Consider the following 25,466-nt stretch of genomic DNA (forward strand, 5'->3'; position numbering starts at 1 on the left):
TTCATCCATTCCCCTGCATTTTCACCTCAAATATTTCATGGTCCATGACCCGCCATGGGCTGCCGGCGGGAATCAATTTTTTCAAGCCACAAACGGATGCGTCCAAGGCTGGTAATCTCGCAGCGATAACAAGCATACATACATTTCTTGCGCAGGGGATGGCCGGCAGGTTGTGATTTTCCCCGTTTGCCTGGGGTTTTTCGCAGGGTGCATCCCGAATGGGGGCTTGTGTTTAACCGCTGGGTAACCGTTCCGTGTCAATGTGGCAGCGTTCAGGCAGCGGCGGGTGTTTTGAAGATTTGGAACGAGGCCGGGGGCTGCATCCGCCAGGAAGTCAGTTTCCATACCGCGGGCGTTTCGCCGCGGCAGAGAACAAGAGACGGGACGGCAGTTCATGGCTACCGGCATTCTCATCGTCGAGGACGATCCCACGCAGCGTCGCATTCTGGAAGAGCTGGTCCGCAAGTTCGGCTATGAGCCCTTTCCGGCCGAAGACGCCATCAAGGGGCTTGAAATCCTCGCCGGACCAGAAGGCAAGCGCATCGCGCTCATCATTCTTGATCTTTACATGCCCGGCATGACGGGTCTTGAATTTCTCGAACACCTCTCGGCCCGCCGCAGGGAGCTGCCCGTGATCGTGGAAACGGCGGAAGGCTCCATCGAAACGGTGGTGAAGGCCATGCGCGCCGGGGCGGATGATTTCGTGGTCAAGCCGGTCAACCCGGAGAGGCTGAGGGTTTCCATCCAGAATCTCCTGAAGGTGAATGCGCTGACCGAGGAGGTGCGGCGGCTGAACAAGAAGGTGAAGGGCGAGCTCACCTTCGATGATCTCATTGCCGAAAGCCCGGCCATGCGCCAGGTGATCCGGTTGGGACGCCGGGCGGCGGAATCGAACATTCCGGTGCTGATCGAAGGCGAATCCGGCGTTGGCAAGGAGATGGTGGCGCGCGCCATCCATGGCGAATCGAAACGCGCCGGCGGACCGTTCGTCGCCGTCAACTGCGGCGCCATTCCGGAAACCCTGGTGGAGAGCACGCTGTTCGGTCACGAGAAGGGTGCGTTCACCGGGGCGGTGAGCAAGCACCTTGGCAAGTTTCAGGAGGCTTCCGGCGGCACGCTGTTCCTTGACGAGGTGGGCGAGCTGTCGCTGGACATGCAGGTGAAGCTTCTGCGCGCGCTGCAGGAGGGCGAGGTGGATCCGGTGGGCGCGCGCCGGCCGGTGAAGGTGGATGTGCGGGTGATCTCCGCCACCAACCGCGATCTCATCACCATGACCCGCGAGGGCCAGTTCCGCGAGGATCTGTTCTATCGCCTCAATGTCTTTCCCATCATGGTGCCGCCGCTGCGCCGGCGGGTGGAGGACATCCCGCCGCTTGTTGATCACTTCATCCATCGCTTCGCCGCGGAAGAAGGGCGCAAGGTGCGCGGCATTGACGGGCGGGCGCTTGAGATGCTGATGAAATACGACTGGCCCGGCAACGTGCGCCAGCTGGAGAACACGGTGTTTCGCGCCATTGTCCTGGCGGAAGGCGATATGCTGACGGTGAACGATTTTCCGCAGATCGCCTCGCTGGTGGAGGGCTATGACGTGCGCGCGCCCGAAACGGAGGGCGAAACAGGCGGTGGCGGAGAGAATACCATGCCGCAGCCGCAGGCGCGTCAGGGCCTCATCGGCGCCGGCATGCCCATGGCCGCGTCTTCCGACACGGTGGCCGACGGCATGGCGCTGGGGGTGCCGGTGGTGACCGAGGGCGGGCACATCCGCACTCTGGAAGAGGTGGAGGCCGACATGATCCGCCTGGCGCTGAAGCGCTATCGCGGGCAGATGTCGGAAGTGGCGCGCAAGCTGGGCATCGGCCGTTCCACGCTCTATCGCAAGATCCGCGCGCTGGGCATCGACGTGAAAAAGGCCTCGTAAGGGCACACGCGCTGGCCTGTGTGCTTTGGCTTGCAACATGGCGGCCGCCGCCCTATATAGGTGGCAGAGGTCATTCTCCACATAGCTGGATGCCTTAGCTTCAATGTGAGGCAGACGGACGTTGGGAGAGTGGGTCCCGCGGGGCCCGCTCTTTTTGTTATCCTTCATGCCGGTTACCGGCAGCCCCGGCGTCGTTTTCGCCCGCGGGGAAAGGCCGGGGGCGTGAAGGACGGACACAGAATGCTGAGTGCAGGGACGAGGCGAAATGCAGGCGCGCAGAAACAAGGACAAACGCATCGCGCGGGAGACAGGGCCCGCGGCGGCCGTGGCGCGCATCGCCGAGCCGCTGCTTGAGGATATGGGCTATCGTCTGGTGCGGGTGCGCATGGCGGGAAAGGATTTGCAGGTCATGGCCGAGCGCCCTGACGGATCGCTGACCATTGACGACTGCGTGGCCATCACCCGTGCGCTGTCGCCTGTGCTGGATGTGGAGGATCCCATTCCCGGCTCCTACAATCTCGAGATTTCCTCGCCGGGTGTGGCCCGCCCCCTGGTGCGGCCGGAGGATTTCGAGCGCTGGGCCGGTTTCGAGGCCAAGATCGAGATGGAAACGCCCATTGAGGGCCAGAAGCGCTTCCGCGGTGTGCTGGAAGGCTATGACGCGGAGAGTGATGAGGTGCGTCTCTTCATCCCGGCGGAGAAGGCCGGCGGGGAGAAGGGCGAGGAGGATGTGCTCATCGGGCTTGCCTTTTCCGACATCGCCTCGGCGCGGCTGGTGATGAGCGATGCCCTGCTGGAAGAGGCCGGCCGGCGCGCCATGGCGCGGGGCGGCAAGGGCCCGCAGGACGGTGCGGCCATGGACGCCGGCGGCGAGGAAGGCGAAGAGAAAAGCGGAAAACGGCGCACGCGCCGGAAACGGTAAAGCCTCATTCCGCTGCGGTCTGTCGTGCCGAGTGACAGGATTGCGGCGGTAGCGCATGTGAGGTGTGAGGTATCGGGACTTCGGGAATTTCAGGGTTTTTAGGAACGAGGATCAGGAGAGAGAACGATGGCAGGTGCGGTCAGTGCCAACAGACTGGAACTTCTGCAGATCGCCGATGCGGTGGCCCGCGAGAAGGGCATCGACAAGGCCGTGGTCCTGAAGGCCATGGAAGAGGCGATCCAGCGCGCGGCGCGCTCCCGTTACGGATCGGAGCTGGACATCCGCGCACATATCGACCCCAAGACCGGCGAGACGACGCTCAGGCGCGTGCTGACCGTGGTGGAGAACGTGGAGGACGACAACCGCGAAATCTCGCTGGAAGAGGCGCGCAAGATCGATCCCGAGGCCCAGATCGGGGATGAGCTCTCCGAGCCGCTGCCGCCGATCGAGTTCGGGCGCGTGGCGGCGCAGAGCGCCAAGCAGGTGATCGTGCAGAAGGTGCGCGAGGCCGAGCGCGAGCGGCAGTATCAGGAATACAAAGACCGCGTGGGCGAAATCGCTTCCGGTGTGGTCAAGCGCAACGAGTTCGGCCACACCATCGTGGAGCTGGCCAACCGCGCCGAGGCCATCGTGCGCAGGGATGAGAGCATCCCGCGCGAGAGCTTCCGGCCCGGCGATCGCATCCGCGCCTATATCTATGATGTGCGGCGGGAACAGCGCGGGCCGCAGATTTTCCTGTCGCGCACGCGGCCCGAATTCATGGCCAAGCTCTTCGCGCAGGAGGTGCCGGAGGTCTATGACGGCATCGTCGAGATCGTCTCGGTGGCGCGTGATCCGGGCTCGCGGGCGAAGATCGCCGTGCGCTCCAACGATCCTTCCATCGACCCGGTGGGGGCCTGCGTCGGCATGCGCGGCTCGCGCGTGCAGGCGGTGGTGAACGAGCTGCAGGGCGAGAAGATCGACATCATCCAGTGGACGCCCGATGCCGCCACCTTCATCGTCAACGCCCTGGCGCCGGCGGAGGTGTCCAAGGTGGTGCTGGACGAGGATGCCAAGCGCATCGAGGTGGTGGTGCCGGAGGATCAGCTGTCGCTGGCCATCGGGCGCCGCGGGCAGAACGTGCGTCTGGCCTCGCAGCTGACCGGCTGGGACATCGACATCATGACCGAGGAGCAGGAGGCCGAGCGGCGCCAGAAGGAATTTGCCGAGCGCACCCAGCAGTTCATGGAGGCGCTGGACATGGACGAGATGCTGGCGCAGCTTCTGGCTTCGGAAGGTTTCACCTCGGTTGAGGAGCTTGCCTATGTGGATCTCTCCGAGATCGCCAGCATCGAGGGCCTTGATGAGGAGGTGGCGGAAGAGATCCAGAACCGCGCCCGCGAGTATCTGGAGCGCGAATCCCGCGAGCTGGAGGAGAAGCGCAAGGAGCTTGGTGTCTCCGATGAGCTTCTCGAGATCGAGGGGCTGACGCCGGCGATGCTGGTCAAGCTCGGTGAGGAAGGGGTGAAGACCCTGGAAGATCTCGCCTATTGCGCCACTGACGACCTGGTGGGCTGGCGTGAGCGCAAGGATGGCGAGAGCATTTTCCACGAAGGCATCCTCACCGGTGATCTCTCCGCGCAGGAGGCGGAGCAGATCATCATGCAGGCGCGGCGCAAGATCGGCCTCATCCCTGATGAGGAGGAGCAGGCGGCCGCGGAGGAGCAGGAGGCCGAGACGGAGAAGGCCGAGACCGCCGGGGAGAGCTGAGGCGGCATTGCCTTTGCCCCCGGAAAGGGCGTATGGAAACCCATGACGCATGAGAAAACGAAAACGCGGCAGGAAACGGATACGGCGGCTGAAGGCCCCCTTGCGCCCGCGGCAGAGGCTGCGGGGGCGGATGAGGTGCCCGAGGCCGTGGAGGAACCGAAGGGGCGGCGCGCCCGGGCGGAGCCGATGCGCACCTGCATCGTCACGCGCGAGGTGCTGCCGCGCGATCGGTTGCTGCGTTTCGTGCTCGATCCGGAAGGCCGTGTCGTCTTTGACATCAAGGCGGCGCTGCCGGGGCGCGGCGCATGGGTAAAGCCGGAACGGGCGGTGCTGGAAGAGGCAATCCGGCGCAATCTCTTCGCCCGCGCCTTCCGGCGCAAGGTGACGGTGCCGCCGGACCTGGCCGATCAGGTGCGGGCACAGCTGCGTCAGGCCATGGTGCAGACGCTGTCCCTGGCGCGCAAGGCCGGCGTGGCGACAAGCGGATTCGACCGGGTGGCGGCCTGGATCGACAAACGGCGCGTGAAGGTGCTGATCGAGGCCCGTGAAGGCGCCCGTGACGGGCGGCGCAAGCTGGTTGCGCGGCTGAAACGGGCGGGAATCCGGGCGGAAATCGTCGATATTCTGTCTTCGGACGATTTGAGTTTGGCATTTTCACGGCCAAATGTGATACATGCTGCCATGCAGGGCGGTGGTCTGAGCAAGACCTTCCTGAAGCTGGCGCGCAAGCTGGCGGGGCTGGAAGGGCACAGCGGCGAGGACCGGCCGGCCCGGAAACACCAAGGTGAGCAGAGCGGACGATGAGCAATTCTGACAAAAAGGGCGGCAAGCCGACGCTGAGTCTGAGGCGCACCACCACGGAAATGGGGCGTGTGCGCCAGAACATCGCGCATGGCCGCTCCAAGACCGTTGTGGTGGAAACCAAGCGCAAGCGCGTGATCCTGCCGCCGGAGAAGGCGAAGGCGGGCCTAAAGCCGCGGGAGGAGAAGAAGCCTGAGGCCACTGCCCGTGCCGCGACCGGCGCGGAAAAGGCGCCTGCGGAAAAGGCGCCGCCGAAAGCGCCCGAGAGCAAGGAGCGCGAATCGGCCATTGCCTGGGAGAAGCTGACTCCGGAAGAGCGTGCCGCCCGCGAGCGGGCGCTGGAGCTTGCGCGCCAGCGCGCCATTGAGGAGGAAAAGCGCAAGGCCGAGGAAGAGAAGCGCCGCCGCGAAGAGGAGGCGAAGCGCAAGGCCGAGGAAGAGCGCCGCCGCGTGGAGGAAGAGAAGCGCAAGGCGGAAGAGGAAAAACGCAAGGCCGAGGAAGAGGCCCGCAGGCTGGCAGAAGAGGCCGCCAAGGCCGAGGCGGAGGCGGCCGCCCGGCGCAAGGCCGAGGAGGCCGGGGCCAAGCCCAAGGCGAAGACAGAAGCGGCCGCGCCCAAGCGCGCCGCCGAGGAGGCGCCGAAGAAGAAACGCGAAGCGCGGCCTGCGCCGAAGCCCGTGCGCGGCGGTGGCGAGCGGCGGCGGGGCAAGCTGACCATCGCCCAGGCGCTTTCCGGGGAGACGGAAGAGGATCGCGCACGCTCATTAGCGGCCTTCCGCCGGCGCATGGAGCGCCAGAAGAAGCAGCAGCAGGCCGCAAGCGCACAGCGTGAGAAGATCTCGCGCGAGGTGGTGATTCCGGAGGCAATCACCATCCAGGAGCTGGCGCGGCGCATGGCGGAGCGGGCGGTGGACGTCATCAAGTTCCTGATGAAACAGGGGCAGATGCATAAGATCAACGACGTCATCGACGCCGACACCGCCGAGCTCATTGCCATCGAATTCGGCCACAAGGTCAAGCGCGTTTCGGAGGCCGACATCGAGGAAGGCCTCATCGGGCCGGAAGATGCGCCAGAGACCCTGAAACCGCGGCCGCCGGTGGTGACGGTCATGGGCCACGTCGACCATGGCAAGACCTCGCTGCTGGACGCCATCCGCAAGACCAAGGTGACGGCGCAGGAGGCCGGCGGCATCACGCAGCATATCGGCGCCTATCAGGTGGAGACGCCGGAAGGCAAGATCACCTTCCTTGACACGCCGGGGCATGAGGCTTTCACCGCCATGCGCGCCCGCGGCGCCAAGGCCACGGACATCGTGGTGCTGGTGGTGGCGGCAGATGATGGCGTGAAGCCGCAGACGGTGGAGGCCATCAATCATGCCAAGGCGGCGGAAGTGCCGATCATCGTCGCCATCAACAAGATCGACAAGCCGGAGGCCGATCCGCACCGGGTGCGCTCCGAGCTGATGCAGCATGAGGTGTTCGTGGAGAGCATGGGCGGCGATGCGCTGGATGTCGAGGTCTCGGCGCTGACCGGCCAGGGCATCCCCGAGCTTCTCGAGGCCATTCACCTGCAGGCCGAGCTGATGGAGCTGAAGGCCAATCCGGATCGCAGCGCGGAAGGCCTGGTGATCGAGGCCAAGCTGGACAAGGGGCGCGGGCCGGTGGCCACGGTTCTGGTTCAGCGCGGCACGCTGCACGTGGGCGATATCGTGGTGGCCGGCACGGCCTGGGGCCGTGTGCGCGCGCTCATCGACGATACCGGCCGCAAGGTGAAGGAGGCAGGGCCCTCCATGCCGGTGGAGATTCTGGGATTCCACTCGGTGCCGGAGGCCGGCGACGTTCTTGTCGTTGTGGAATCGGAGGCGCGCGCGCGCGAGGTGACCGAATACCGCGAGCGCAAGAAGCGCGAGGCGAAGGGTGCGGCTCTGCGCAAGGCCTCGCTTGAGCAGCTGATGAACCAGATGAAGGAAGGGGAGCTGAAGGAGTTCCCCGTGCTGGTGAAGGCGGATGTGCAGGGCTCGGCGGAGGCCATCGTGCAGGCGCTGCAGAAGCTGGGCAACGAGGAGGTGCGCGCGCGCATCGTGCACTATGGTGTCGGCGGCATTTCCGAATCGGATGTGCAGCTGGCGGCGACGACGGGCGCGGTCATCCTCGGCTTCAACGTGCGCGCCGACAAGAAGGCCCGCGAGCTGGCGGAGCGGGAAGGCATCGAGATCCGCTACTACAACATCATCTACGACCTCGTGGACGACATGAAACAGGCCATGTCCGGCCTGCTGGAGCCGGAGATCCGCGAGACCCACATCGGCAATGCCGAGGTGCTGGAGGTGTTCCGCATCTCCAAGGTGGGCAACGTGGCCGGCTGCCGGGTTACGGAAGGCGTGGTCGAGCGCGGGGCCGGTGTGCGCCTGATCCGCGACAATGTGGTGATCTACGAGGGCAAGCTTGCCTCGCTGAAGCGCTTCAAGGACGAGGTGAAGGAAGTCCAGGCCGGACAGGAATGCGGCATGGCCTTCGAGAACTGGCAGGACATCAAGCCGGGTGACATCGTGGAGTGCTACCGCGTGGAGAAGGTGGAACGCAGCCTGTAAGGCCTGAAGGACATTTGGCATTCCCCGGTCGGTTGGGAGCGGCTGCTGCCCGGCGGTTGCTTGCGGCGGCTGCTCCAATTCCGGCAATTCAGTGAAAGACCCATGAGCAGAGGACGCAAACCCCCGACGCAGCGCCAGTTGCGGGTGGGCGAGGCCATTCGCCATGCCCTTGGCGAGGTCTTCGTTGCCCGCCGGCTGGACGAGCCCGATCTGGACACGAGCACGGTCACCATCACCGAGGTGACGGTCTCGCCGGATCTGCGGCATGCCACCGTCTATGTGCGTCCGCTTCTCGAGACGCAAAAGGCGGGGCTGGAAGAGGCCCTGAATGCCCATGCCCGACGCATTCGCGGCCTGATCTCTCCGGCGTTGCGCAGCATGAAATACATGCCGCGGCTGCACTTCCGGCTGGATACCCTGCAGGACAAGGCGGCGCGCATCGATGCGCTGCTCAAGGATCCGCGGGTGCAGCGCGATATCGAGGCGGCGCGCCGGCGCGAGCAGGGCGAAGAAGGCGAGGATGAAATGTAGCGATCGTCTGGATGCGCATCGTCCATGACAACGAAGGACGGGCACAGGCGGACAGGCGATGAATAATGTGAACGGGAGAGACGAAAAACGATGGGTCGCAGACGACCGAGAGGCGAGCCGGTGCATGGCTGGCTTGTGCTGGACAAGCCCTTCGACATGACTTCCACCGCGGCGGTGGCGGAGGCCAAGCGGCTGTTCAATGCCCGCAAGGCGGGCCATGGCGGCACGCTGGATCCGCTGGCGACGGGCATTCTGCCCATCGCCTTTGGCGAGGCCACCAAGACGGTGCAGTGGGTGATGGAAGGCGAGAAGGGCTATACCTTCACCGTGCGCTGGGGTGAGGCCCGCGACACCGACGATGCGGAAGGTGAAGTGATCACCACTTCAGAGAAGCGACCGACGCGGGAAGAGATCGAGGCAGTGCTCGATGACTTCATTGGCGAGATCGAGCAGCTGCCGCCGCGGTTCTCGGCGATCAAGATCAACGGTGAGCGGGCCTATGATCTCGCCCGAGACGGCGAGGAGGTGCGGCTCTCGCCGCGCCGGGTGGTCATTCACGAGCTTGAGCTTGTGGACATGCCCGATGCCGATCACGCCGTGTTTCGCGCCGTGACCGGCAAGGGCGCCTATGTGCGGGCGCTGGCGCGTGATCTCGGCGAGCGGCTGGGCTGTTTCGGTCATATCGCGCAGTTGCGCCGCACGCGCGTGGGCCCTTTCAGCGAAAAGGATGCGATTTCTCTGGAAAAACTCGAGGAATTGCGCCATAAGGACGCCGATCGCGCGGCCCTGCGGGCCGTTCTGTTGCCGGTCGAGACCGCGCTGGCCGACATCCCGGCGCTGGCCCTGAACGGCAATCAGGCTTCCCGCATCGTGCGTGGTCAGCCGGTCATTCTGCGCGGGGCAAATGCCCCGGTTTCGGAAGAGACGGTGCTGGCCACATGGAAGGGCAAGCCCGTCGCCATCTGTACGGTGGAAGGCGGAATGCTCAAGCCGAAACGGGTGTTCAATCTGGACTGAGGGTTCACCCTCCGCATCGGCTTTTTTCCGGGTGATTGAAGGGGCCGGGCGAGAACTCTTGCCAACAGTGATATCCAAGGAGAGGCAGATGTCGATTACGCCAGAGCGCAAGCAGGAACTGATCAAGGAATTCGCCACGCACGAGGGCGATACGGGTTCGCCCGAGGTGCAGGTGGCCATTCTCACCGAGCGGATCAAGAATCTCACCGAGCACTTCAAGGTGCACAAGAAGGACAATCACTCCCGCCGCGGGCTTCTGATGCTGGTCTCGCAGCGGCGCAAGCTGCTGGACTATCTGAAGCGCAAGGACTTTGACCGCTACCAGAAGCTCATCGACCGGCTGGGATTGCGTCACTGATCGCGTTTTCGCATGTCGCCCCTGGGGCAGATGCAGTTTCTGCCTTCAAGGGCGGCATGCCTGTTTCCTTCCTGTCCGATAACGGCATGGACAGTGCGTTGCGCACGATTACGGCTCTGGCCGTTCATGCCGTGATCGCCCGGGTGAAGGGCGTTATTCCCGGGTTTGCGGACCGTCGCCGGGACAGGACGGACTTAAGGGGCCAAAGACCGGCGACGGCATTGGTCAAAAGCCCCGGGCTTTTCGCCCTTGCCGCATTGGCAGCGCGGAAAGGCCCGCCAAGAACGGCAGGACGGGGATGTTCATGCGTTCGCCCCGGGCCTCCTCCCGACCTCCTGATAGGGAACCGATCCTTGCAGGATGAAGGACGGTCGGAATGGGGCGCGGGGTGAAGAAAATCCATCCCCTTCCTGCACATGCGAAGACATGCAGGAAGATAAAGCCATGTTCGACATTCACGTAGAAGAAATCGAGTGGGCAGGCCGGCCGCTGAAACTGGAAACCGGCCGCATCGCCCGTCAGGCAGACGGTGCGGTGCTCGCAACCTATGGTGAGACCACGGTGCTGGCCACGGTGGTGGCGGAAAAGGCGCCGAAGCCGGGGATGGACTTCTTCCCCCTCACCGTGAACTATCAGGAAAAGACCTATGCCGCCGGCAAGATCCCGGGCGGCTATTTCAAGCGCGAGGGGCGCCCCTCCGAGAAGGAGACGCTGGTCTCGCGCCTGATCGACCGGCCGATCCGCCCCCTGTTCGATCCCGACTTCAAGTGCGAGACCCAGATCATTGCCACCGTGCTTTCCCACGATCTGGAGAACGATCCCGATATCGTGGCCATGGTGGCGACTTCCGCGGCACTGGCCATTGCCAATCTGCCGTTCAAGGGGCCGATCGGCGCCGCCCGCGTCGGGCTGATCAACGGCGAATATGTCCTCAATCCGCTTCTTGAGGACATGGATGACAGCAAGCTGGATCTCGTCGTGGCCGGCACGAAGGAGGCCGTGCTCATGGTGGAATCGGAGGCGCAGGAGCTCTCCGAGGATGACATGCTGGGCGCGGTGATGTTCGGTCATGAGGGCTTTCAGCCGGTGATCGAGGCGATCGAGCGCCTGGCCGCAAAGGCCGCCAAGCCGCCGCGCGAGATCGAGCGGGTGGATCTCTCCGATCTGGTGGCGCAGATCCGGGAGATGGCCGGTGCGGAGCTGAAGGAGGCCTATTCCATCACCGAGAAGCTGGCGCGGCGCGATGCGGTGGATGCCGTGCGCCAGAAGGTGCTGGAGGCGCTCTGCCCGGAGGAAAAGGCCGAGGCCGGCGAATGCAATCCCGGCCATGTTCTTGAAGCCTTCAAGAAGGTGGAGAAGGAGATCGTCCGCGGTCAGATCCTGGAGACCGGCACGCGCATTGACGGCCGCAAGCTGGATGAGGTGCGGCCCATTGTCGCCGAAGTGGGCGTGCTGCCACGCACGCATGGCTCCGCCCTGTTCACCCGCGGCGAGACGCAGGCGCTGGTGGTGACCACGCTGGGCACGGGCGAGGATGAACAGTTCATCGACGCGCTTGAAGGCACCTATCGCGAAAACTTCCTGCTGCACTACAACTTCCCCCCGTTCTCCGTGGGCGAGACGGGGCGTGTGGGCTTCACCGGCCGGCGCGAGATCGGCCATGGCAAGCTGGCCTGGCGCGCCATTCATCCGGTGATGCCGTCCGACACCGAATTCCCCTATACGGTGCGCGTGGTGTCGGAGATCACCGAGTCCAACGGCTCGTCCTCCATGGCCACGGTCTGCGGCGCCTCGCTGTCGCTGATGGACGCGGGCGTGCCCATCAAGCGGCCGGTGTCCGGCATCGCCATGGGCCTGATCCTGGAGGGTGATCGCTTTGCCGTGCTCTCCGACATCCTCGGCGATGAGGATCACCTGGGCGACATGGACTTCAAGGTGGCCGGCACCGAGGAGGGTATCACCTCGCTGCAGATGGACATCAAGGTGACCGGCATCACCGAGGAGATCATGCGCACCGCGCTCAATCAGGCCAAGGCGGGGCGGGCGCACATCCTTGCCAAGATGAAGGAGGCGCTGGCCGAGAGCCGGCCTGAGCTGACCGAGCGTGCGCCGAAGATCGAGGTGATCACCATTCCGGTGGCCAAGATCCGCGATGTCATTGGTGCCGGCGGCAAGACCATCCGCGAGATCGTGGAGAAGACCGGCGCCAAGATCGACATCGCCGATGATGGCACCATCAAGGTGGCATCCACCGATCGCGAGGCGATCCGCAAGGCCATCGAGTGGATCAAGAGCCTCACAGAGGAGCCGGAAGTGGGTGCGATTTATGAAGGCCGCGTGGTGAAGATCGTGGATTTCGGCGCCTTCGTGAACTTCTTCGGCTCCAAGGACGGACTGGTGCACATCTCCGAGCTGGCGCCGCGGCGGGTTTCCAAGGTCACTGACGTGGTCAAGGAGGGCGATGTCGTGAAGGTGAAGCTTCTCGGCATCGATCCGCGCGGCAAGGTGCGCCTGTCGATGAAGGCGGTGGACCAGAAGACCGGCGAGGATCTGACCAAGAAGGGCGGTAACAAATAAGGCCACCGGCCCTGATTGCCGCTGAATGGTCCTCAGATATGTATCAAGGCCTGTCACGGATCGTGGCGGGCCTTTTCTCTGACTTTGAAAAATTTCTTCAAGATCATGGGGTTGTGATTTTCGCAATCACGCGCATCTTTTATGACAACATCATAATATACTCATGACTGTGCGACGGAATGTCTGTTACTTCATGGTTGCGCACCTGTATACGTTCCGTTTAAAACACTATCCGCGATTCCATGACACGGGGGCAGAAGCGACGATGAAACGGATGAAGGCGACACTTTCCTCGGTTCTGATTGGCGGTGCGCTGCTTCTGGCGGTTGCAGGCGCGCAGGCGGCGGAAGCCGGGCAGAAGACCGACTCGCTCACAACAGGCACGATTTCTCCGGTGGAACAACGCGCCGGGAATGCCGGGCAAGGCAATGTCGTGAATCTCTTCTTTTCGCGTGAGAAGAACCCCATGGTGCAGTTCGTGGTCACCATGAGCGAGAATTGCCCGCTCGATTTCGTGGGTCTGGGGCGGGATCTCGGCGAGGTGGCCGGGCTGATCGATCCGCCGAAGCTGGACATTCCAGAAGGCGGCAGCTTTGCCGAGCGCATGCAGGCGCTGCAGGCGCACAAGGACGCCACCAAGAGCGTCTGGAAACGCATGATTTCGCGCTCCTGCCTGCTCAACAAGCTCTTTGGCGATGGCACCTGCAATCAGTGATGCCAGCCCGGTTTTTTGCTGGCGATCACTGCCCGCGATGTCTTTCCTGGACTATTGTTTCAGCATATCCGCAGCATGGTGTCCTGTCCGAATTCTGTGGACATGGCATGTGCATGTGCTTGCCAGCATGAAATTCAGGTTCTCGGTGCCAGAACTTGTGAGAACGAAGAGTGCCGGTTCCGTGAGTGCCGCCTGTCGGCCATCTGATATTTCTCATGCTTTTTGAATAATTTCAAATGCTTGATGCCATGCATCGCCACGCGGAGAACATCACACGACACGCTGCCGCCGCCATACTCATCACCCTGTAGGTCAGCCGGGGTCGCCCCCCTGAATACATGCATTTGCGGCTCAAGATACAGGCCGGACAACGGATTGACGGGGTTTGTATTCTGTAACGGATTTTGGGAAGGCGCCTTGAAAGAAAACGCCTGCCAGGAAGCGGTAAACTCGGATAAAGTCGTCAGCGTCTTGAAAGTCCTTTCGGCATGAAGAACAAGGCGGCGCAATGAAAAGGCCGTCATGGCGAGAATGAATGAAGGACCTGGCGGTTTCATGAATCGCGACGAAAAACAAACACGAGAACCGCAGAACGCGCGGGATGAGGAAAACAGCCGCCTCAGCCGCCGCGTGGCCCGCTATGCCCGTGTTGGTGCCGCGCTCGGTGGCATTGCCGCCCGCGTTGGGGGCGCCCGCATTGTCGGCCGTGGCGACCGCGAAGCGGAGGCCCGCGCCCTGCGCGAGGCGCTGGGCAATCTCAAGGGCCCGCTGATGAAGGTGGCCCAGCTGCTTTCCACCGTGCCGGACGTTCTGCCGCCGGAATATGCGGCCGAGCTGGCCAAGCTGCAGAGCAACGCCCCGCCCATGGGCCGCCCTTTCGTGCGGCGGCGCATGGCGGCGGAGCTGGGGCCCGACTGGCGGGAGAAGTTCGCCGAATTCGATCTCGATGCCGCCGCGGCGGCTTCGCTCGGGCAGGTGCACAAGGCGCGCGCGCATGACGGCCGGCTGCTCGCCGTCAAGCTCCAGTATCCGGACATGGCCTCGGCGGTGGAGGCCGATCTTGCGCAGCTCAAGGTCATTTTCGCCATTCACCGCCGGCTTGATCCCGCCATCGATACCCGCGAGGTGCTGAAAGAAATCACCGAACGGCTGCGCGAGGAGCTCGACTATGAGCGTGAGCTGAAGCACATGAAGCTCTATCGCCACATGCTGGCGGACAATCCGCTGGTGCATGTGCCCGAGCCCATCGAAGCGCTCTCCACCCGCCGCCTGCTCACCATGACCTGGCTGGAAGGCAAGGGCCTGCTGACCTATCGCGATGCACCGGAAGACGTGCGCAATCGTCTGGCCGAAATGCTGTTTCGCGCCTGGTGGGAGCCGTTCTATGCTTACGCCGTCATTCACGGCGATCCCCATCTCGGCAATTACGCCGCCCGCGAGGAAAAAGGCGAGGTAACGGGCCTCAATCTTCTGGATTTCGGCTGTATCCGCATCTTCCCGCCCCATCTCGTTGGCGGGGTTGTGGAGCTCTATCACGGCCTGAAGGAAGGTGACCTGGACCGTTGCGCCCATGCCTATGACATCTGGGGCTTCAAGGGCCTCAACCGCGAGCTCATCGAAATCCTCAACATCTGGGCCCGTTTCATCTACGGTCCGGTGCTGGAGGATCGCGTGCGCACCATGGCCGATGGTGTCGATCCCATCCAGTTCGGCCGTCAGGAGGCCTTCAAGGTGCACCGGCTCTTGCGCGAGAAGGGGCCGGTGACCATCCCGCGCGAATTCGTCTTCATGGATCGCGCCGCCATCGGCCTTGGCGCGGTGTTCATTCACCTGGGCGCGCGGCTCAATTTCCATCGCCTTTTCATGTCGGCCATGAGCCGCAAGCCCGCCGACAAGATCGCCGAGCGCCAGAAAGAGGCCCTGATTCAGGCCGGCCTGCTGCCCCGACAAGAAAAGAAGCAGGGGGAAGACAAAACGTCCTGAAGCCAGATTTTTGCGGGGATAAGGCCTGGCACGGGTCAGTGCGTGCCCGAGGAGCCGAAGCCGCCGCTGCCGCGCACGGTGGCGTCAAGATCATCCACTTCCGCCCAGCATGCGCGCGTCACCGGGGCGATCACCAGTTGCGCGATGCGCATGCCCCGTTTCACAACGAAGGGCGCTTCACCGAGATTGGCGAGAATGACCCCGATCTCGCCGCGATAGTCGCTGTCGATAGTGCCCGGCGCATTCAGGCAGGTGATGCCATGCTTCAGCGCCAGACCGGAGCGCGGCCGCACCTGCGCCTCGAACCCTTCCGGCAGGGCGATGGCGATCCCGGTGGGAATGAGCGCCCGCGCGCCCGGCGCCAGTTCCAGCGGCGCATCCTCGGCCACCGCCGCACGCAGATCCATCCCCGCCGCACCTGAACTGTGATAGGCGGGCAGGGGCAGGCCTTGCGCATGCGCAAGCCGCATCACCTTCACGCGCACCGTATTCATGCCTTTTCGCCCCCCTCATCGCCGCCTTCGAACTCCTCCGGGGAGAAGACGTATTCTTCCCCGCAAAACTCGCAGCGGGCGGAAATGCGCCCGTCTTCCACCATCTCCGCCCGTTCCTCCGGGGAGAAGCGAGAGATGAGACCATGCAGCAGCTCGCGCGAACAGCCGCAGCGCCATTCCAGCGGCTGCGGTTCGAAGACGCGCACGCCGTCCTCATGAAACAGCCGGTAGAGCAGCCGTTCCGGCGAGAGGGAGGGATCAAGCAGCTCGTGCGCCTCCACCGTGTCAAACAGCGCCTCCGCCCGCCGCCAGTTTTCCGCGTTCTGTTCCCTTTTTGCGGCGGCGTCCTCTTCGCTGCTTTCGCCGGAGGCCGGCGGCATGTGCTGGATCATGATCGCGCCGGCCCGCCATTGCGGCCCGCCATCGTTCTGCACGGTGCCCGCCGCCAGCTTCACGCGGGTGGGGATCTGTTCGGACTGCGAGAAATAGGTTTCCGCCGCTTCCGCAAGGGTGCCGGTGAGCGCCACCATGCCCTGATAGCGTTGCATGTGCGCGCCCTGATCGATGGTGAAGACCATCCGCCCCTCTCCCAAAAGCGCGCGCTCGTCTCCACCCTGGGCCAGGACCTCGTCAACGCGGGCCTTGTCATAGCGCACAAGCCCGCGCACAAACCGCGGCGTTGAAAAATCGGCAACCAGCAGACGCACCGGCCCGTCGGTCTCCGCCTGCACGATCAGCTTGCCCTCAAATTTCAGCGAAGAACCGATCAGCGCCGCCAGCGCCATGATCTCGCCCAGCAGCCGTGCGAGCGGCTCGGGAAGGGCATGGCGCACAATCGCCTCATTCACGCTCTCGCCCATGCGCACCACGCGCCCGCGCACATCCAGCGCATCCACGGTAAAGGGCAGGACAAGATTGTCTCCCATCTCAGCCCGCGCCGGGCGCACCGTGCCGTCCTGTGCATCATTCATCGGCATCACTCCCTGAAAGGATTTTCCTCTGGGCATGTCCTGTCCGCCATATCGGCCGCCCGCCCGATCATGACAAGACTCGGACTGAAAAAACATCCTTCGTCCCTGACATATGCGCATGCTTTCAGCCGTGACATGGGCGGCGATTGAGGCGAAAAAGGCTTGGCTTTTCCCCTGCGGCAAAGGGAGTGTGGCACACATGCAGGCTTGTCTGCTATCACTCGGGCCGCGCAACTGCGATGCATGCTACAGTTCAACGGGCCGCGAGGCGGAAGGCGGCGCAGGCCATCCTGCAGCCACCGGAGCACTCTCCACCGTCCCCTTGCGCCATGAAGGATGGGAGGACCTTTCATGACGCAGACGGCGAACACCTTCAACAGCCGCACAACCCTTGCGGTGAACGGCCGCGAGTATGTCATCCATTCCCTGCCGGCGGCGGAGGAAAACGGCCTGTCCGGCATCTCCCGCCTGCCGTTCACCCTGAAGGTGCTGCTGGAAAACCTCTTGCGCCATGAGGATGGCCGCACGGTCACCGCGGATGACATCCGCGCTCTTGTCGGCTGGCTTGATCATCGCGGCACAAAGGAGAAGCGCGAGATCGCCTTCCGCCCGGCGCGTGTGCTGATGCAGGACTTCACCGGCGTGCCCGCCGTGGTCGATCTCGCCGCCATGCGCGATGCCATGCGCGATCTCGGCGGTGATCCAAAGCGCATCAATCCGCTCTCGCCGGTCGATCTCGTCATCGACCATTCGGTGATGGTGGACCGCTTCGGCACGCCCGATGCCCTCGCCTTCAACCGCAAGCGCGAATACGAGCGCAACCGCGAGCGCTACACCTTTCTCAAATGGGGGCAGCAGGCCTTCTCCAACTTCTCGGTGGTGCCGCCGGAGACGGGTATCGTCCATCAGGTCAATCTCGAATACCTGGCCCGCGCGGTCTGGACGCGCGAGGAAAACGGCAGCGTCCTTGCCTTCCCCGACACCGTGGTCGGCACCGATTCCCACACCACGATGATCAACGGCCTTGGTGTGCTCGGCTGGGGCGTGGGCGGCATCGAGGCCGAGGCGGTCATGCTGGGCCAGCCGGTGTCCATGCTGATCCCGGAGGTGGTCGGTTTCGAGCTTACGGGCGAGCTGCCCGAAGGGGTAACCGCCACCGATCTGGTGCTCACCATCGTGCAGATGCTGCGCGAGGAGGGCGTGGTTGGCAAGTTCGTGGAATTCTGCGGCGATGGTCTGGATCATCTCTCGCTGGAGGATCAGGCCACCATCGCCAACATGGCACCGGAATATGGCGCTACCTGCGGCTTCTTCCCCATTTCCCGGGAAACCCTGGACTATTTGCGCGTGACCGGCCGCAGCGAGGAGCAGATTGCGCTCGTTGAGGCCTACGCCCGCGCCCAGGGGCTGTTCCGGGAGGCGGGAATGCCCGTGCCCGAATTCACCAAGTGCCTGAAACTGGATCTCTCAACCGTGCAGCCTTCCATCGCCGGGCCGAAACGCCCGCAGGATCGCGTTCTGCTCAGCGAGGCGCCGGCCGCCTTCGCCCGCGCCATGAAGGAGGAATTCGGCAAGCCCGAGGACGAGGCGCGAATGGCCGCTCCGGGAGCGGATTTCGACCTTGGTCACGGGGATGTGGTCATCGCCGCCATCACCTCCTGCACCAACACCTCCAACCCCTCCGTCATGCTGGCCGCCGGCCTTCTCGCCCGCAAGGCGGCCGAGAAGGGGCTGAAGGTCAAGCCCTGGGTGAAGACCTCGCTGGCGCCCGGCTCGCAGGTGGTGACCGAATATCTGAAGCGCGCCGGCGTGCTCGATGATCTCGAGAAGCTGGGCTTTGCCGTTGTTGCCTATGGCTGCACCACCTGCATCGGCAACTCCGGCCCCCTGCCGGAGCCCGTGGCCAGGGCTATTGAGGAAAACGATCTCGTCGCCTGCTCGGTGCTGTCCGGCAACCGCAATTTCGAAGGCCGCGTCAACCCGCTGGTGAAGGCCAACTGGCTCGCCTCGCCGCCCCTGGTCGTGGCCTATGCCATCGCCGGTTCGCTGAAGGTCAACCTCGCCACCCACCCGATCGGTACCGACGCGGCGGGCAATCCCGTCTATCTCAGGGACATCTGGCCCAGCAGCGCCGAAGTGCGGGAAGCTATCCGCCAGTCCGTCACCCGCGAGGCCTTTCAGGAGAAGTATGCCGATGTTTTTTCCGGCGATGAGGACTGGCAGGCCATCGACGCTGGCGGTGGCGAGACCTATGCCTGGGATGAGGCGTCCACCTACATCCGCCGGCCGCCCTATTTCGACGGCATGTCGCGCGAGGTGCCCGCGGCAGCGGACATCACGAACGCCCGCATCCTCGGCTTGTTCGGCGATTCCATCACCACTGATCACATCTCGCCGGCCGGCGCCATCCCCGTGGACAGCCCGGCGGGTCAATACCTCATCGAGCATGGCGTTGAGCCGAAGGACTTCAATTCCTACGGTGCGCGGCGCGGCAATCACGAGGTTATGATGCGCGGCACCTTCGCCAATATCCGCCTGCAGAACGAGATGACGCCGGATGTGCGCGGCGGCTGGACGGTGCATTATCCTTCCGGCGAGCGCATGACCATGTTCGATGCCGCCATGCGCTATCGCCAGGAAGGCGTGCCCCTTGTCGTCATCGCCGGCAAGGAATACGGCACGGGCTCTTCCCGCGACTGGGCGGCGAAAGGCCCCAAGCTTCTGGGCGTAGCCGCCGCCATTGCCGAAAGCTTCGAGCGCATTCACCGCTCAAATCTCATCGGCATGGGTGTTTTGCCCCTGCAGTTCATGAATGGCGAGAACCGCAAGACGCTGGGGCTGACCGGCGCGGAGACCGTGAGCATCACCGGCATCGCGGAAGGCCTGCGCCCGGGGGCGGAGCTCACCGTGACCTTCACCGCGCCCGATGGCACGGAGAAGCGTACCCGCGTGCTCTGTCGCATCGATACCGAGGATGAGCTCGACTATTACCTCAACGACGGCATCCTGCCCTACATGCTGCGCAAGCTCGCCGGATTGGCCTGACAGACCAGCGCTGAACCCGGTGCGGAACGGAATCTCACCCGGTCCGCACCATTTGGGCGGAATTTGCTTCCCCGTCCAGAAATGGCACGCCGGACGGCCCAAGCGCCGTCCGGCGTTTCTCTTCGGAAGAAGAACAATAATCGCCCATGGCGCACGCAAAAAATCATCCGCCGTCTTTCTGGCCCCAGCGTTCGGCCACATACTCCTCGATGATGGTGCGGAACTGCCCGGCCAGGTCTTCGCCCCTGAGCGTGGTGACCTTGCGCCCGTCGATGAACACAGGCGCTGCCGGTGTTTCGCCGGTGCCGGGCAGGGAAATGCCAATGTCGGCGTGCTTGGATTCGCCGGGGCCGTTGACGATGCAGCCCATCACGGCAAGCTGCAGCTGTTCAAAGCCGGGATAGCGCCTGCGCCATTCCGGCGTCTTTTCCCGCACGAAGGCGGCGATATCGCGCGCCAGCTCCTGAAAGCGGGTGGAGGTGGTGCGCCCGCAGCCCGGGCAGGCGATGATCGAGGGCGTGAACGCCCGCAGGCCCAGCGCCTGCAGGATCTGCTGCGCCACGTGCACCTCGCGCGTGCGCGGCTGGCCCGGTTCGGGCGTGAGCGAAACGCGTATGGTATCGCCAATGCCTTCCTGCAGAAGCACCGCCAGCCCCGCGGTTGAGGCGATCACGCCGGCATCGCCCATCCCCGCTTCCGTCAGCCCCAGATGCAGGGCATAGGAACAGCGCTGTGCCAGCATGCGGTAAACGGCGATCAGGTCCTGCACCTCGGAAACCTTGGCGGAAATGACGATCTTCTCCGGCGCCATGCCCAGCTCTTCCGCCCGCTGCGCCGACTGCAATGCCGAGACCACCATGGCCTCGTGCATGACCTCGCGCACATCCTTCGGCGCTTGGCTGCGGGCGTTTTCATCCATCAGCCTGGTGAGCAGGGCCTGATCCAGCGAGCCCCAGTTGACGCCGATGCGCACCGGCTTGTCATGGCGCAGGGCCGTCTCGATCATCATGGAAAAATTGCGGTCCTGCTTCTCGCCGAAGCCGACATTGCCCGGATTGATGCGATACTTGTCCAGCGCCTCGGCACAGGCGGGATGATCCCGCAGCAGGACATGGCCGATATAGTGAAAATCGCCGACCAGCGGCACATCCAGCCCCTGGGCCAGCAGCTTCTCACGAATGCGCGGCACGGCGGCGGCCGCCTCCGGCCTGTCCACCGTCATGCGCACGATTTCCGATCCTGCCTCATAGAGTTCGGCAATCTGCCTGACCGTGGCATCGACATCGGCGGTGTCGGTATTGGTCATGGACTGCACCACCACCGGGGCATCGCCGCCCATGGTCACCGAGCCCACCTTAACCGCATGCGTTTTGTGTCGGGGCTTGCGCGCGGAAAAGCTCATGGCCTGCATCTGTCATGTTCTTGCCCGCCGCCTGCGGAAACACCGGCCCATACCGGCCTCATCCGGGTTCCGCAAAGCGGCCTGCCGTTTCATGCATGATCCTGCGATGGATACAGCATCAGCCTGTTCATGCAAGCGCAAAGCACAGAACCGTGCAGGATCACATCAACAAATCAGGAAAAAATCCGCAGGACACAAGAAAGCTTGATCAGGGCTCCAGCTCCACGTCCCAGTAGAGATAATCCAGCCAGCTTTCATGCAGATAGTTGGGCGGAAACTGCCGCCCCATGGCATGCAGCTCCCACGGGCTTGGCTCCCTCGGTGGCTGGCGCGGCGTCATGCCCGCCTCCTCCGGCAGGCGGTTGCCCTTTTTCAGGTTGCAGGCGGAACAGGCCGCCACCACATTGTCCCATGTCGTGCGCCCGCCGCGGGAACGGGGGATGACATGATCGAAGGTCAGATCCTCGCGCGAGCCGCAATACTGACAGGTAAAGCCATCACGCAGGAAAACGTTGAAACGGGTAAACGCCGCCCGCTCCGGCGGAGCGATGTAGGTTTTCAGGGCAATCACGGAGGGCAGGCGAATCGCCATGGAGGGCGAATGGATCACCTTGTCGTATTCGCTTAAGACATGGACGCGATCGAGAAAGACGGCCTTCACCGCCTGCCGCCAGTCCCACACGGAAAGGGGATAGTAGGAAAGCGGCTGGTAGTCCGCATTCAGGACCAGCGCCGGCCAGCGCCAGTCCGGATGTAGAAGCGCCTCCGTCATCATCGTCTCGCTTCACAACGGCTGTGCGGACTATAGTCCGGATGAGGAGGGAATCGCAAATGGCCGTGACAATTTCCCGCAGGTTTTTCATGAAAAAACAACCGCAGATCGACAGAAAGCCGCGCATTTCCTCATGACGGTGATCACCCGCTTCGCCCCCAGCCCCAACGGTCTGCTTCATCTTGGCCACGCCTATTCCGCCCTGTTCTCGCAGGACTGGGCGAAAAGACATGGCGGGCGTTTTCTTCTGCGCATCGAGGACATCGATTTCACCCGCACCCGCGAGGAATACGTGCAGGCCATATTTGATGACCTCTCCTGGCTTGGTCTGGAGTGGGAAGAGCCGGTGCGCCGGCAGTCCCGCCACATGGACGAATATCACAGGCGCCTGGAAGAGCTGAAAAAACGCGGGCTTGTCTATCCCTGCTTCTGTTCGCGCAAGGCCATTGCCGAACACATCCGCCGCCATCCCGACTGGCCGCGCACGCCTGAGGGCGCGCCGCTCTATCCCGGCACCTGCCGGCAATTGAGCCCGGAAGAACGGCAAGAGCGGCTGGCCCGGGGTGAACGCCCGGCCTGGCGCCTTGACATGAAAAAGGCTCTGGCCAGCCTGGGCGCGCGGGCAAAAACGCTCTCCTGGCAGGAGGAAGGCTCAGGGCCTCATGGAGAGCGCGGGCGCATCCCCGCCGATCCCGCCCGTTTCGGCGATGTCATCCTCGGCCGGCGCGATATCGGCATATCCTATCATCTCGCCGTGGTTCACGACGATGCCCTGCAGGGCATAACCCATGTCACCCGCGGGCAGGACCTGTTTCATGCAACCGGCCTGCATCGCCTGCTGCAGGAACTTTTCGCCCTGCCTGCCCCGGTCTATGTCCATCATCCGCTGATCACGGATGAAGGCGGCCGCAAGCTCTCCAAGCGCTTTCGCGACCGCGCTCTTTCATTCCTGCGCAAGGAAGGGGTCTCGCCGCAAAGCATCAAACGGCTCTTGGGCTTTTAATTTGCGAGGCGCTTCTTGTAAGGCGCAACAATGCCCAAATAACCAGGTTAGGACATATCGATATCGGCGGCGCCGATGATCGCGCCGTTGGCGTCGGACTGCAGTAGGGCTGCGCATCTGTCCGCGCCCTCCACCATCAGCTCCTCCGCGGGCAGAGGCAGGGTCAGCGCCTTGCCGTGCCACATGCCCGCCGGCATGATCGAGCGCACCACATTGGCATAGTGCAAGACCTTGCCGCGGTTTTCCCCGCGTGTGACCTCAACGCGCTCTTCTGCCTTGAACATGACGATCCACAGCGTCGCCTCGCTGATGTCCAGTTTCTTCGGTTTGTCGCCGAGAAAGACTTCCAGCATGTCGTCATTCTGCATCAGCGACAGCGGCACCTGCCGGCAGTCGCCATGTTCCCGCTCCTCGGCGATCAGGCGCAAGACCTCCTCGCGCCGGTTGCCGATGACGGAGTGGCGGCCATTGATGATCATTTGCGGCGTGAACACCTTCGTGTCCTTGCGAAAGCGGGCATAGCGCCGCTGCCGCCGCGAGAATTCCGGCGAGGCCAGCGTATCGCGCCAGCCGAGATAGTCCCAGTAATCCACGTTATAGGTCAGGCCGAGAATGCCGGGCTGGCGCGCAAGCTCACGCAGAAGCGCATCCGCCGGCGGGCAGGCGCTGCACCCTTGCGAGGTGAACAGCTCAACGACGACAAGCGCATCCGCCTTCTCGCCCTTTTTCATCTCTTCGGCATGCACCGGCCGCAGCCGCGAGACACCGGCAACAAGCCCCGCCGTCATCAGCGCCTGCAGCGCCCGGCGGCGCGAAAGACGCACCTTCCCCGCCTTTTCCGCGGCCTTATGTGTCGCGGCCTTATGTGTCAGGGTCCATGCCATGATCGGAAAACTTACTCCCCGGAAGGCGCGAAGACGACTCACGATGCGGTGAGACCGGGCGTTTCACGCAATCGTGCAGAGTCTTGACCGTTTCGTGCACTGATCTGGATCATTTCCGCCCTCTCCCCCTGTCCTTCGTATTGATTGCGGGGATAAGGAAGGAAAGCCCAAGCGGGGGCGCGGGGCGAGGCGGTGCGAATGTTTGCCTTCGGGCGAATTTTCGTTTGTGTTCAAACTCCTTCATGACCAGGCGGTAAGAAAGCTCACGCGCGGTTGATTGGCGCCGGGACCGCCCTTTTTCGTATGATATCCGCAGATTCGGTGAGCATGGCTCACTCCGGATGGAGCCGAAGCGTTACGGGCTGCGAGAAGCCCATGGACCTTATCGGGGCATGACAGGCCATGACCATGAAACGGCGCAGAAGCATCAAGGGCGGGCGCATGCGCATCGTTTCCGGTTTTGCGGGCGGGCGCAGGATGCTCTTGCTGCGCTTCGTTTTCATCATGGCCAGTCTTCTTGGGATTGCGGGCACCGTGCTTTTCTCTGCCCATGCCCTGGCCAACGCGCCTGAGCATGCTCCTTTCCATGCCGGCACCATTGAGCCGGTGACCAAGCCAGCATCCGAAGCATCCTTGTTCTTTCCCCTGGTCGCGGACACGGATCCCTGCCCGCAGCCGCCGGCGCATTGTCGCGGTCATCACGCAGGCAACGCCCATATGACCGCCGTGCCGGCCTCTGGGCGGATCAAGGCTTTGACACCACCGGCCCGGATTGTCATGGCCCAGCCCGCCCCTCCCATTTCTGCAAACCTGAACGCGGCGGCCAGCACCAGCATCGCCGCTGAAAATCGCTCTTCCCCGCCTGATCTGCACAGGCTCTGCCGCCTCCTCCGCTAGTGCCTGGCCCATCGTGAGCGGGCGAAAGGACCGGCTGTCCCTTCAGGACGGTGCGGCCGGCCGATCGTCTGCACGCCCTGTCGAATTCGCAAGCGGCAATTTTCACAAAACGTGGGACATGCAAGGAGGAAGACGGATCATGCGCAACCGAAAGACACCGAAGGCTCTCACTGTCTTTCATGCAGGCCGAAGGACGTTTCTGCTCACCGCTCTCGCCGGTCTCACCCTGTCTGCCACGGCCTTCGCCGGCATAGAACGCAAACGGCGCTTCAATTTCCGCACCCTCGCCAGAGCGGAAAACGCTGCCGCCCGCCGCTCATCGGCCCGATACACCGGCAAGAAAATCGTGCCCTATTCCGGTCCGGAAAAACCGGGCACCATTGTCATCGTCACCCGCGAGCGCGCCCTTTATTACGTGCTGCCGGGCGGCAAGGCGGAGCGTTACGGCGTTGGCGTCGGCCGCGAGGGATTTCAGTGGTCCGGCGTGGCGACGATCCGGCGCAAGGCCGTCTGGCCCGAATGGCGCCCGCCGAAGGAGATGATCGAGCGCGAGTGGAAGCTCTACAAGCGCCGCCTGCCGGAGGTCATGAAAGGCGGCCCCGACAACCCCTTAGGCGCGCGTGCCCTCTATCTCTATCAGGGCAATCGCGACACGCTCTATCGCATTCACGGCACCAATGATCCCACCACCATCGGCCGCGCTGTCTCATCCGGCTGTATTCGCATGCTGAACGAGGAAATCATCGAGCTTTACGAAAAGGTGCCCATCGGCACCAAGGTCGTTGTCCTATGAATAGAGAAGGCCAAACGGATATGATGCGACATTTCAAAAGGCCCCG

Annotated in this window: 21 protein-coding genes; 15 read left to right on the forward strand and 6 right to left on the reverse strand. The window is 63.6% G+C overall.

The window, feature by feature from the left end; genetic code table 11:
• Window positions 1-394 precede the first annotated feature (394 nt).
• The 10 genes from EK16_RS08020 to EK16_RS08065 all read left to right on the forward strand — a co-directional run bounded on the left by EK16_RS08020 (window position 395) and on the right by EK16_RS08065 (window position 13,176).
• Window positions 395-1,918, forward strand: a complete 1,524-nt coding sequence (locus EK16_RS08020) for a sigma-54-dependent transcriptional regulator (RefSeq protein ID WP_038035757.1) — start codon at window positions 395-397, stop codon at window positions 1,916-1,918.
• Between the two features lie 265 nt (window positions 1,919-2,183).
• Entirely contained in the window at window positions 2,184-2,840 is a 657-nt protein-coding gene (rimP, locus tag EK16_RS08025) for a ribosome maturation factor RimP (RefSeq protein WP_051929090.1), read from the forward strand.
• Window positions 2,841-2,966: 126 nt separating this feature from the next.
• Entirely contained in the window at window positions 2,967-4,589 is a 1,623-nt protein-coding gene (nusA, locus tag EK16_RS08030) for a transcription termination factor NusA (RefSeq protein ID WP_038035758.1), read from the forward strand.
• Between the two features lie 42 nt (window positions 4,590-4,631).
• Window positions 4,632-5,393, forward strand: coding sequence for an RNA-binding protein (locus tag EK16_RS08035; protein WP_051929091.1), 762 nt, complete (start codon window positions 4,632-4,634; stop codon window positions 5,391-5,393).
• Window positions 5,390-7,978: a translation initiation factor IF-2 gene (infB, locus tag EK16_RS08040; RefSeq protein ID WP_038035759.1), complete on the forward strand. Its 2,589-nt coding sequence runs from the start codon at window positions 5,390-5,392 to the stop codon at window positions 7,976-7,978. The genes EK16_RS08035 and infB overlap by 4 nt, the downstream gene beginning before the upstream one ends.
• A gap of 102 nt (window positions 7,979-8,080) precedes the next feature.
• Complete coding sequence (rbfA, locus tag EK16_RS08045) at window positions 8,081-8,509, forward strand: 30S ribosome-binding factor RbfA (protein WP_038035760.1); 429 nt, start codon at window positions 8,081-8,083, stop codon at window positions 8,507-8,509.
• A gap of 90 nt (window positions 8,510-8,599) precedes the next feature.
• The gene (gene truB / locus EK16_RS08050) at window positions 8,600-9,526 is read left to right on the forward strand and encodes a tRNA pseudouridine(55) synthase TruB (RefSeq protein ID WP_081910379.1); all 927 of its coding nucleotides are present in this window, start codon (window positions 8,600-8,602) and stop codon (window positions 9,524-9,526) included.
• An 88-nt stretch (window positions 9,527-9,614) separates the two neighbouring features.
• Window positions 9,615-9,884: a 30S ribosomal protein S15 gene (gene rpsO / locus EK16_RS08055; RefSeq protein WP_038035761.1), complete on the forward strand. Its 270-nt coding sequence runs from the start codon at window positions 9,615-9,617 to the stop codon at window positions 9,882-9,884.
• A 444-nt stretch (window positions 9,885-10,328) separates the two neighbouring features.
• Window positions 10,329-12,461 carry a polyribonucleotide nucleotidyltransferase gene (gene pnp / locus EK16_RS08060; RefSeq protein ID WP_038036330.1) on the forward strand — a complete coding sequence of 711 codons (2,133 nt, stop codon included), beginning with the start codon at window positions 10,329-10,331 and terminating at the stop codon, window positions 12,459-12,461.
• Window positions 12,462-12,726: 265 nt separating this feature from the next.
• Window positions 12,727-13,176, forward strand: a complete 450-nt coding sequence (locus EK16_RS08065; RefSeq protein WP_156098529.1) for a hypothetical protein — start codon at window positions 12,727-12,729, stop codon at window positions 13,174-13,176.
• A gap of 134 nt (window positions 13,177-13,310) precedes the next feature.
• Here EK16_RS08065 and EK16_RS08070 read toward each other — a convergent pair whose 3' ends face one another.
• Entirely contained in the window at window positions 13,311-13,733 is a 423-nt protein-coding gene (locus tag EK16_RS08070) for a hypothetical protein (RefSeq protein ID WP_156098530.1), read from the reverse strand.
• Here EK16_RS08070 and EK16_RS08075 point away from each other — a divergent pair.
• A complete protein-coding gene (locus EK16_RS08075) occupies window positions 13,732-15,159 on the forward strand; it encodes an ABC1 kinase family protein (protein ID WP_051929139.1) in 1,428 nt (475 codons plus the stop codon). The genes EK16_RS08070 and EK16_RS08075 overlap by 2 nt on opposite strands.
• Before the next feature lie 35 nt (window positions 15,160-15,194).
• On the opposite strand, the gene dut is transcribed toward EK16_RS08075, so the two are convergent.
• Together dut and EK16_RS08085 are read right to left on the reverse strand one after the other, a co-directional pair.
• Window positions 15,195-15,653, reverse strand: coding sequence for a dUTP diphosphatase (gene dut / locus EK16_RS08080; protein ID WP_038035765.1), 459 nt, complete (start codon window positions 15,651-15,653; stop codon window positions 15,195-15,197).
• Window positions 15,650-16,624 carry an Hsp33 family molecular chaperone gene (locus EK16_RS08085; protein WP_038035766.1) on the reverse strand — a complete coding sequence of 325 codons (975 nt, stop codon included), beginning with the start codon at window positions 16,622-16,624 and terminating at the stop codon, window positions 15,650-15,652. The genes dut and EK16_RS08085 overlap by 4 nt, the downstream gene beginning before the upstream one ends.
• 351 nt (window positions 16,625-16,975) lie before the next feature.
• On the opposite strand from EK16_RS08085, the gene acnA reads away from it, so the two are divergent.
• Complete coding sequence (gene acnA / locus EK16_RS08090; RefSeq protein WP_038035767.1) at window positions 16,976-19,669, forward strand: aconitate hydratase AcnA; 2,694 nt, start codon at window positions 16,976-16,978, stop codon at window positions 19,667-19,669.
• Between the two features lie 163 nt (window positions 19,670-19,832).
• Here acnA and ispG read toward each other — a convergent pair whose 3' ends face one another.
• Window positions 19,833-21,071 carry a flavodoxin-dependent (E)-4-hydroxy-3-methylbut-2-enyl-diphosphate synthase gene (gene ispG / locus EK16_RS08095; RefSeq protein ID WP_081910421.1) on the reverse strand — a complete coding sequence of 413 codons (1,239 nt, stop codon included), beginning with the start codon at window positions 21,069-21,071 and terminating at the stop codon, window positions 19,833-19,835.
• A gap of 208 nt (window positions 21,072-21,279) precedes the next feature.
• A complete protein-coding gene (locus EK16_RS08100) occupies window positions 21,280-21,846 on the reverse strand; it encodes an HNH endonuclease (RefSeq protein ID WP_156098531.1) in 567 nt (188 codons plus the stop codon).
• Between the two features lie 130 nt (window positions 21,847-21,976).
• Between EK16_RS08100 and gluQRS the strand changes: the two genes are divergently transcribed.
• A complete protein-coding gene (gene gluQRS / locus EK16_RS08105; RefSeq protein WP_038035770.1) occupies window positions 21,977-22,846 on the forward strand; it encodes a tRNA glutamyl-Q(34) synthetase GluQRS in 870 nt (289 codons plus the stop codon).
• Between the two features lie 47 nt (window positions 22,847-22,893).
• Here gluQRS and EK16_RS08110 read toward each other — a convergent pair whose 3' ends face one another.
• A complete protein-coding gene (locus EK16_RS08110; protein WP_051929092.1) occupies window positions 22,894-23,730 on the reverse strand; it encodes a DUF1223 domain-containing protein in 837 nt (278 codons plus the stop codon).
• 441 nt (window positions 23,731-24,171) lie between these two features.
• On the opposite strand from EK16_RS08110, the gene EK16_RS08115 reads away from it, so the two are divergent.
• Window positions 24,172-24,627, forward strand: coding sequence for a hypothetical protein (locus EK16_RS08115; protein WP_156098532.1), 456 nt, complete (start codon window positions 24,172-24,174; stop codon window positions 24,625-24,627).
• Between the two features lie 139 nt (window positions 24,628-24,766).
• The gene (locus EK16_RS08120) at window positions 24,767-25,420 is read left to right on the forward strand and encodes a L,D-transpeptidase (RefSeq protein ID WP_051929093.1); all 654 of its coding nucleotides are present in this window, start codon (window positions 24,767-24,769) and stop codon (window positions 25,418-25,420) included.
• Window positions 25,421-25,466: the final 46 nt, after the last annotated feature.

The sequence above is a fragment of the Thermopetrobacter sp. TC1 genome (assembly GCF_000746275.1).
GTDB lineage: Bacteria > Pseudomonadota > Alphaproteobacteria > Rhizobiales > Aestuariivirgaceae > Thermopetrobacter.

Coding starts and splice junctions, on each gene's coding strand:
- EK16_RS08020 (WP_038035757.1), top strand. CDS start 395: ATGGCTACCGGCATTCTCATCGTCGAGGACGATCCCACGCAGCGTCGC.
- rimP (WP_051929090.1), top strand. CDS start 2,184: ATGCAGGCGCGCAGAAACAAGGACAAACGCATCGCGCGGGAGACAGGG.
- nusA (WP_038035758.1), top strand. CDS start 2,967: ATGGCAGGTGCGGTCAGTGCCAACAGACTGGAACTTCTGCAGATCGCC.
- EK16_RS08035 (WP_051929091.1), top strand. CDS start 4,632: ATGACGCATGAGAAAACGAAAACGCGGCAGGAAACGGATACGGCGGCT.
- infB (WP_038035759.1), top strand. CDS start 5,390: ATGAGCAATTCTGACAAAAAGGGCGGCAAGCCGACGCTGAGTCTGAGG.
- rbfA (WP_038035760.1), top strand. CDS start 8,081: ATGAGCAGAGGACGCAAACCCCCGACGCAGCGCCAGTTGCGGGTGGGC.
- truB (WP_081910379.1), top strand. CDS start 8,600: ATGGGTCGCAGACGACCGAGAGGCGAGCCGGTGCATGGCTGGCTTGTG.
- rpsO (WP_038035761.1), top strand. CDS start 9,615: ATGTCGATTACGCCAGAGCGCAAGCAGGAACTGATCAAGGAATTCGCC.
- pnp (WP_038036330.1), top strand. CDS start 10,329: ATGTTCGACATTCACGTAGAAGAAATCGAGTGGGCAGGCCGGCCGCTG.
- EK16_RS08065 (WP_156098529.1), top strand. CDS start 12,727: ATGAAACGGATGAAGGCGACACTTTCCTCGGTTCTGATTGGCGGTGCG.
- EK16_RS08075 (WP_051929139.1), top strand. CDS start 13,732: ATGAATCGCGACGAAAAACAAACACGAGAACCGCAGAACGCGCGGGAT.
- EK16_RS08070 (WP_156098530.1), bottom strand. CDS start 13,733: ATGAAACCGCCAGGTCCTTCATTCATTCTCGCCATGACGGCCTTTTCA.
- dut (WP_038035765.1), bottom strand. CDS start 15,653: ATGAATACGGTGCGCGTGAAGGTGATGCGGCTTGCGCATGCGCAAGGC.
- EK16_RS08085 (WP_038035766.1), bottom strand. CDS start 16,624: ATGAATGATGCACAGGACGGCACGGTGCGCCCGGCGCGGGCTGAGATG.
- acnA (WP_038035767.1), top strand. CDS start 16,976: ATGACGCAGACGGCGAACACCTTCAACAGCCGCACAACCCTTGCGGTG.
- ispG (WP_081910421.1), bottom strand. CDS start 21,071: ATGAGCTTTTCCGCGCGCAAGCCCCGACACAAAACGCATGCGGTTAAG.
- EK16_RS08100 (WP_156098531.1), bottom strand. CDS start 21,846: ATGATGACGGAGGCGCTTCTACATCCGGACTGGCGCTGGCCGGCGCTG.
- gluQRS (WP_038035770.1), top strand. CDS start 21,977: ATGACGGTGATCACCCGCTTCGCCCCCAGCCCCAACGGTCTGCTTCAT.
- EK16_RS08110 (WP_051929092.1), bottom strand. CDS start 23,730: ATGGCATGGACCCTGACACATAAGGCCGCGACACATAAGGCCGCGGAA.
- EK16_RS08115 (WP_156098532.1), top strand. CDS start 24,172: ATGCGCATCGTTTCCGGTTTTGCGGGCGGGCGCAGGATGCTCTTGCTG.
- EK16_RS08120 (WP_051929093.1), top strand. CDS start 24,767: ATGCGCAACCGAAAGACACCGAAGGCTCTCACTGTCTTTCATGCAGGC.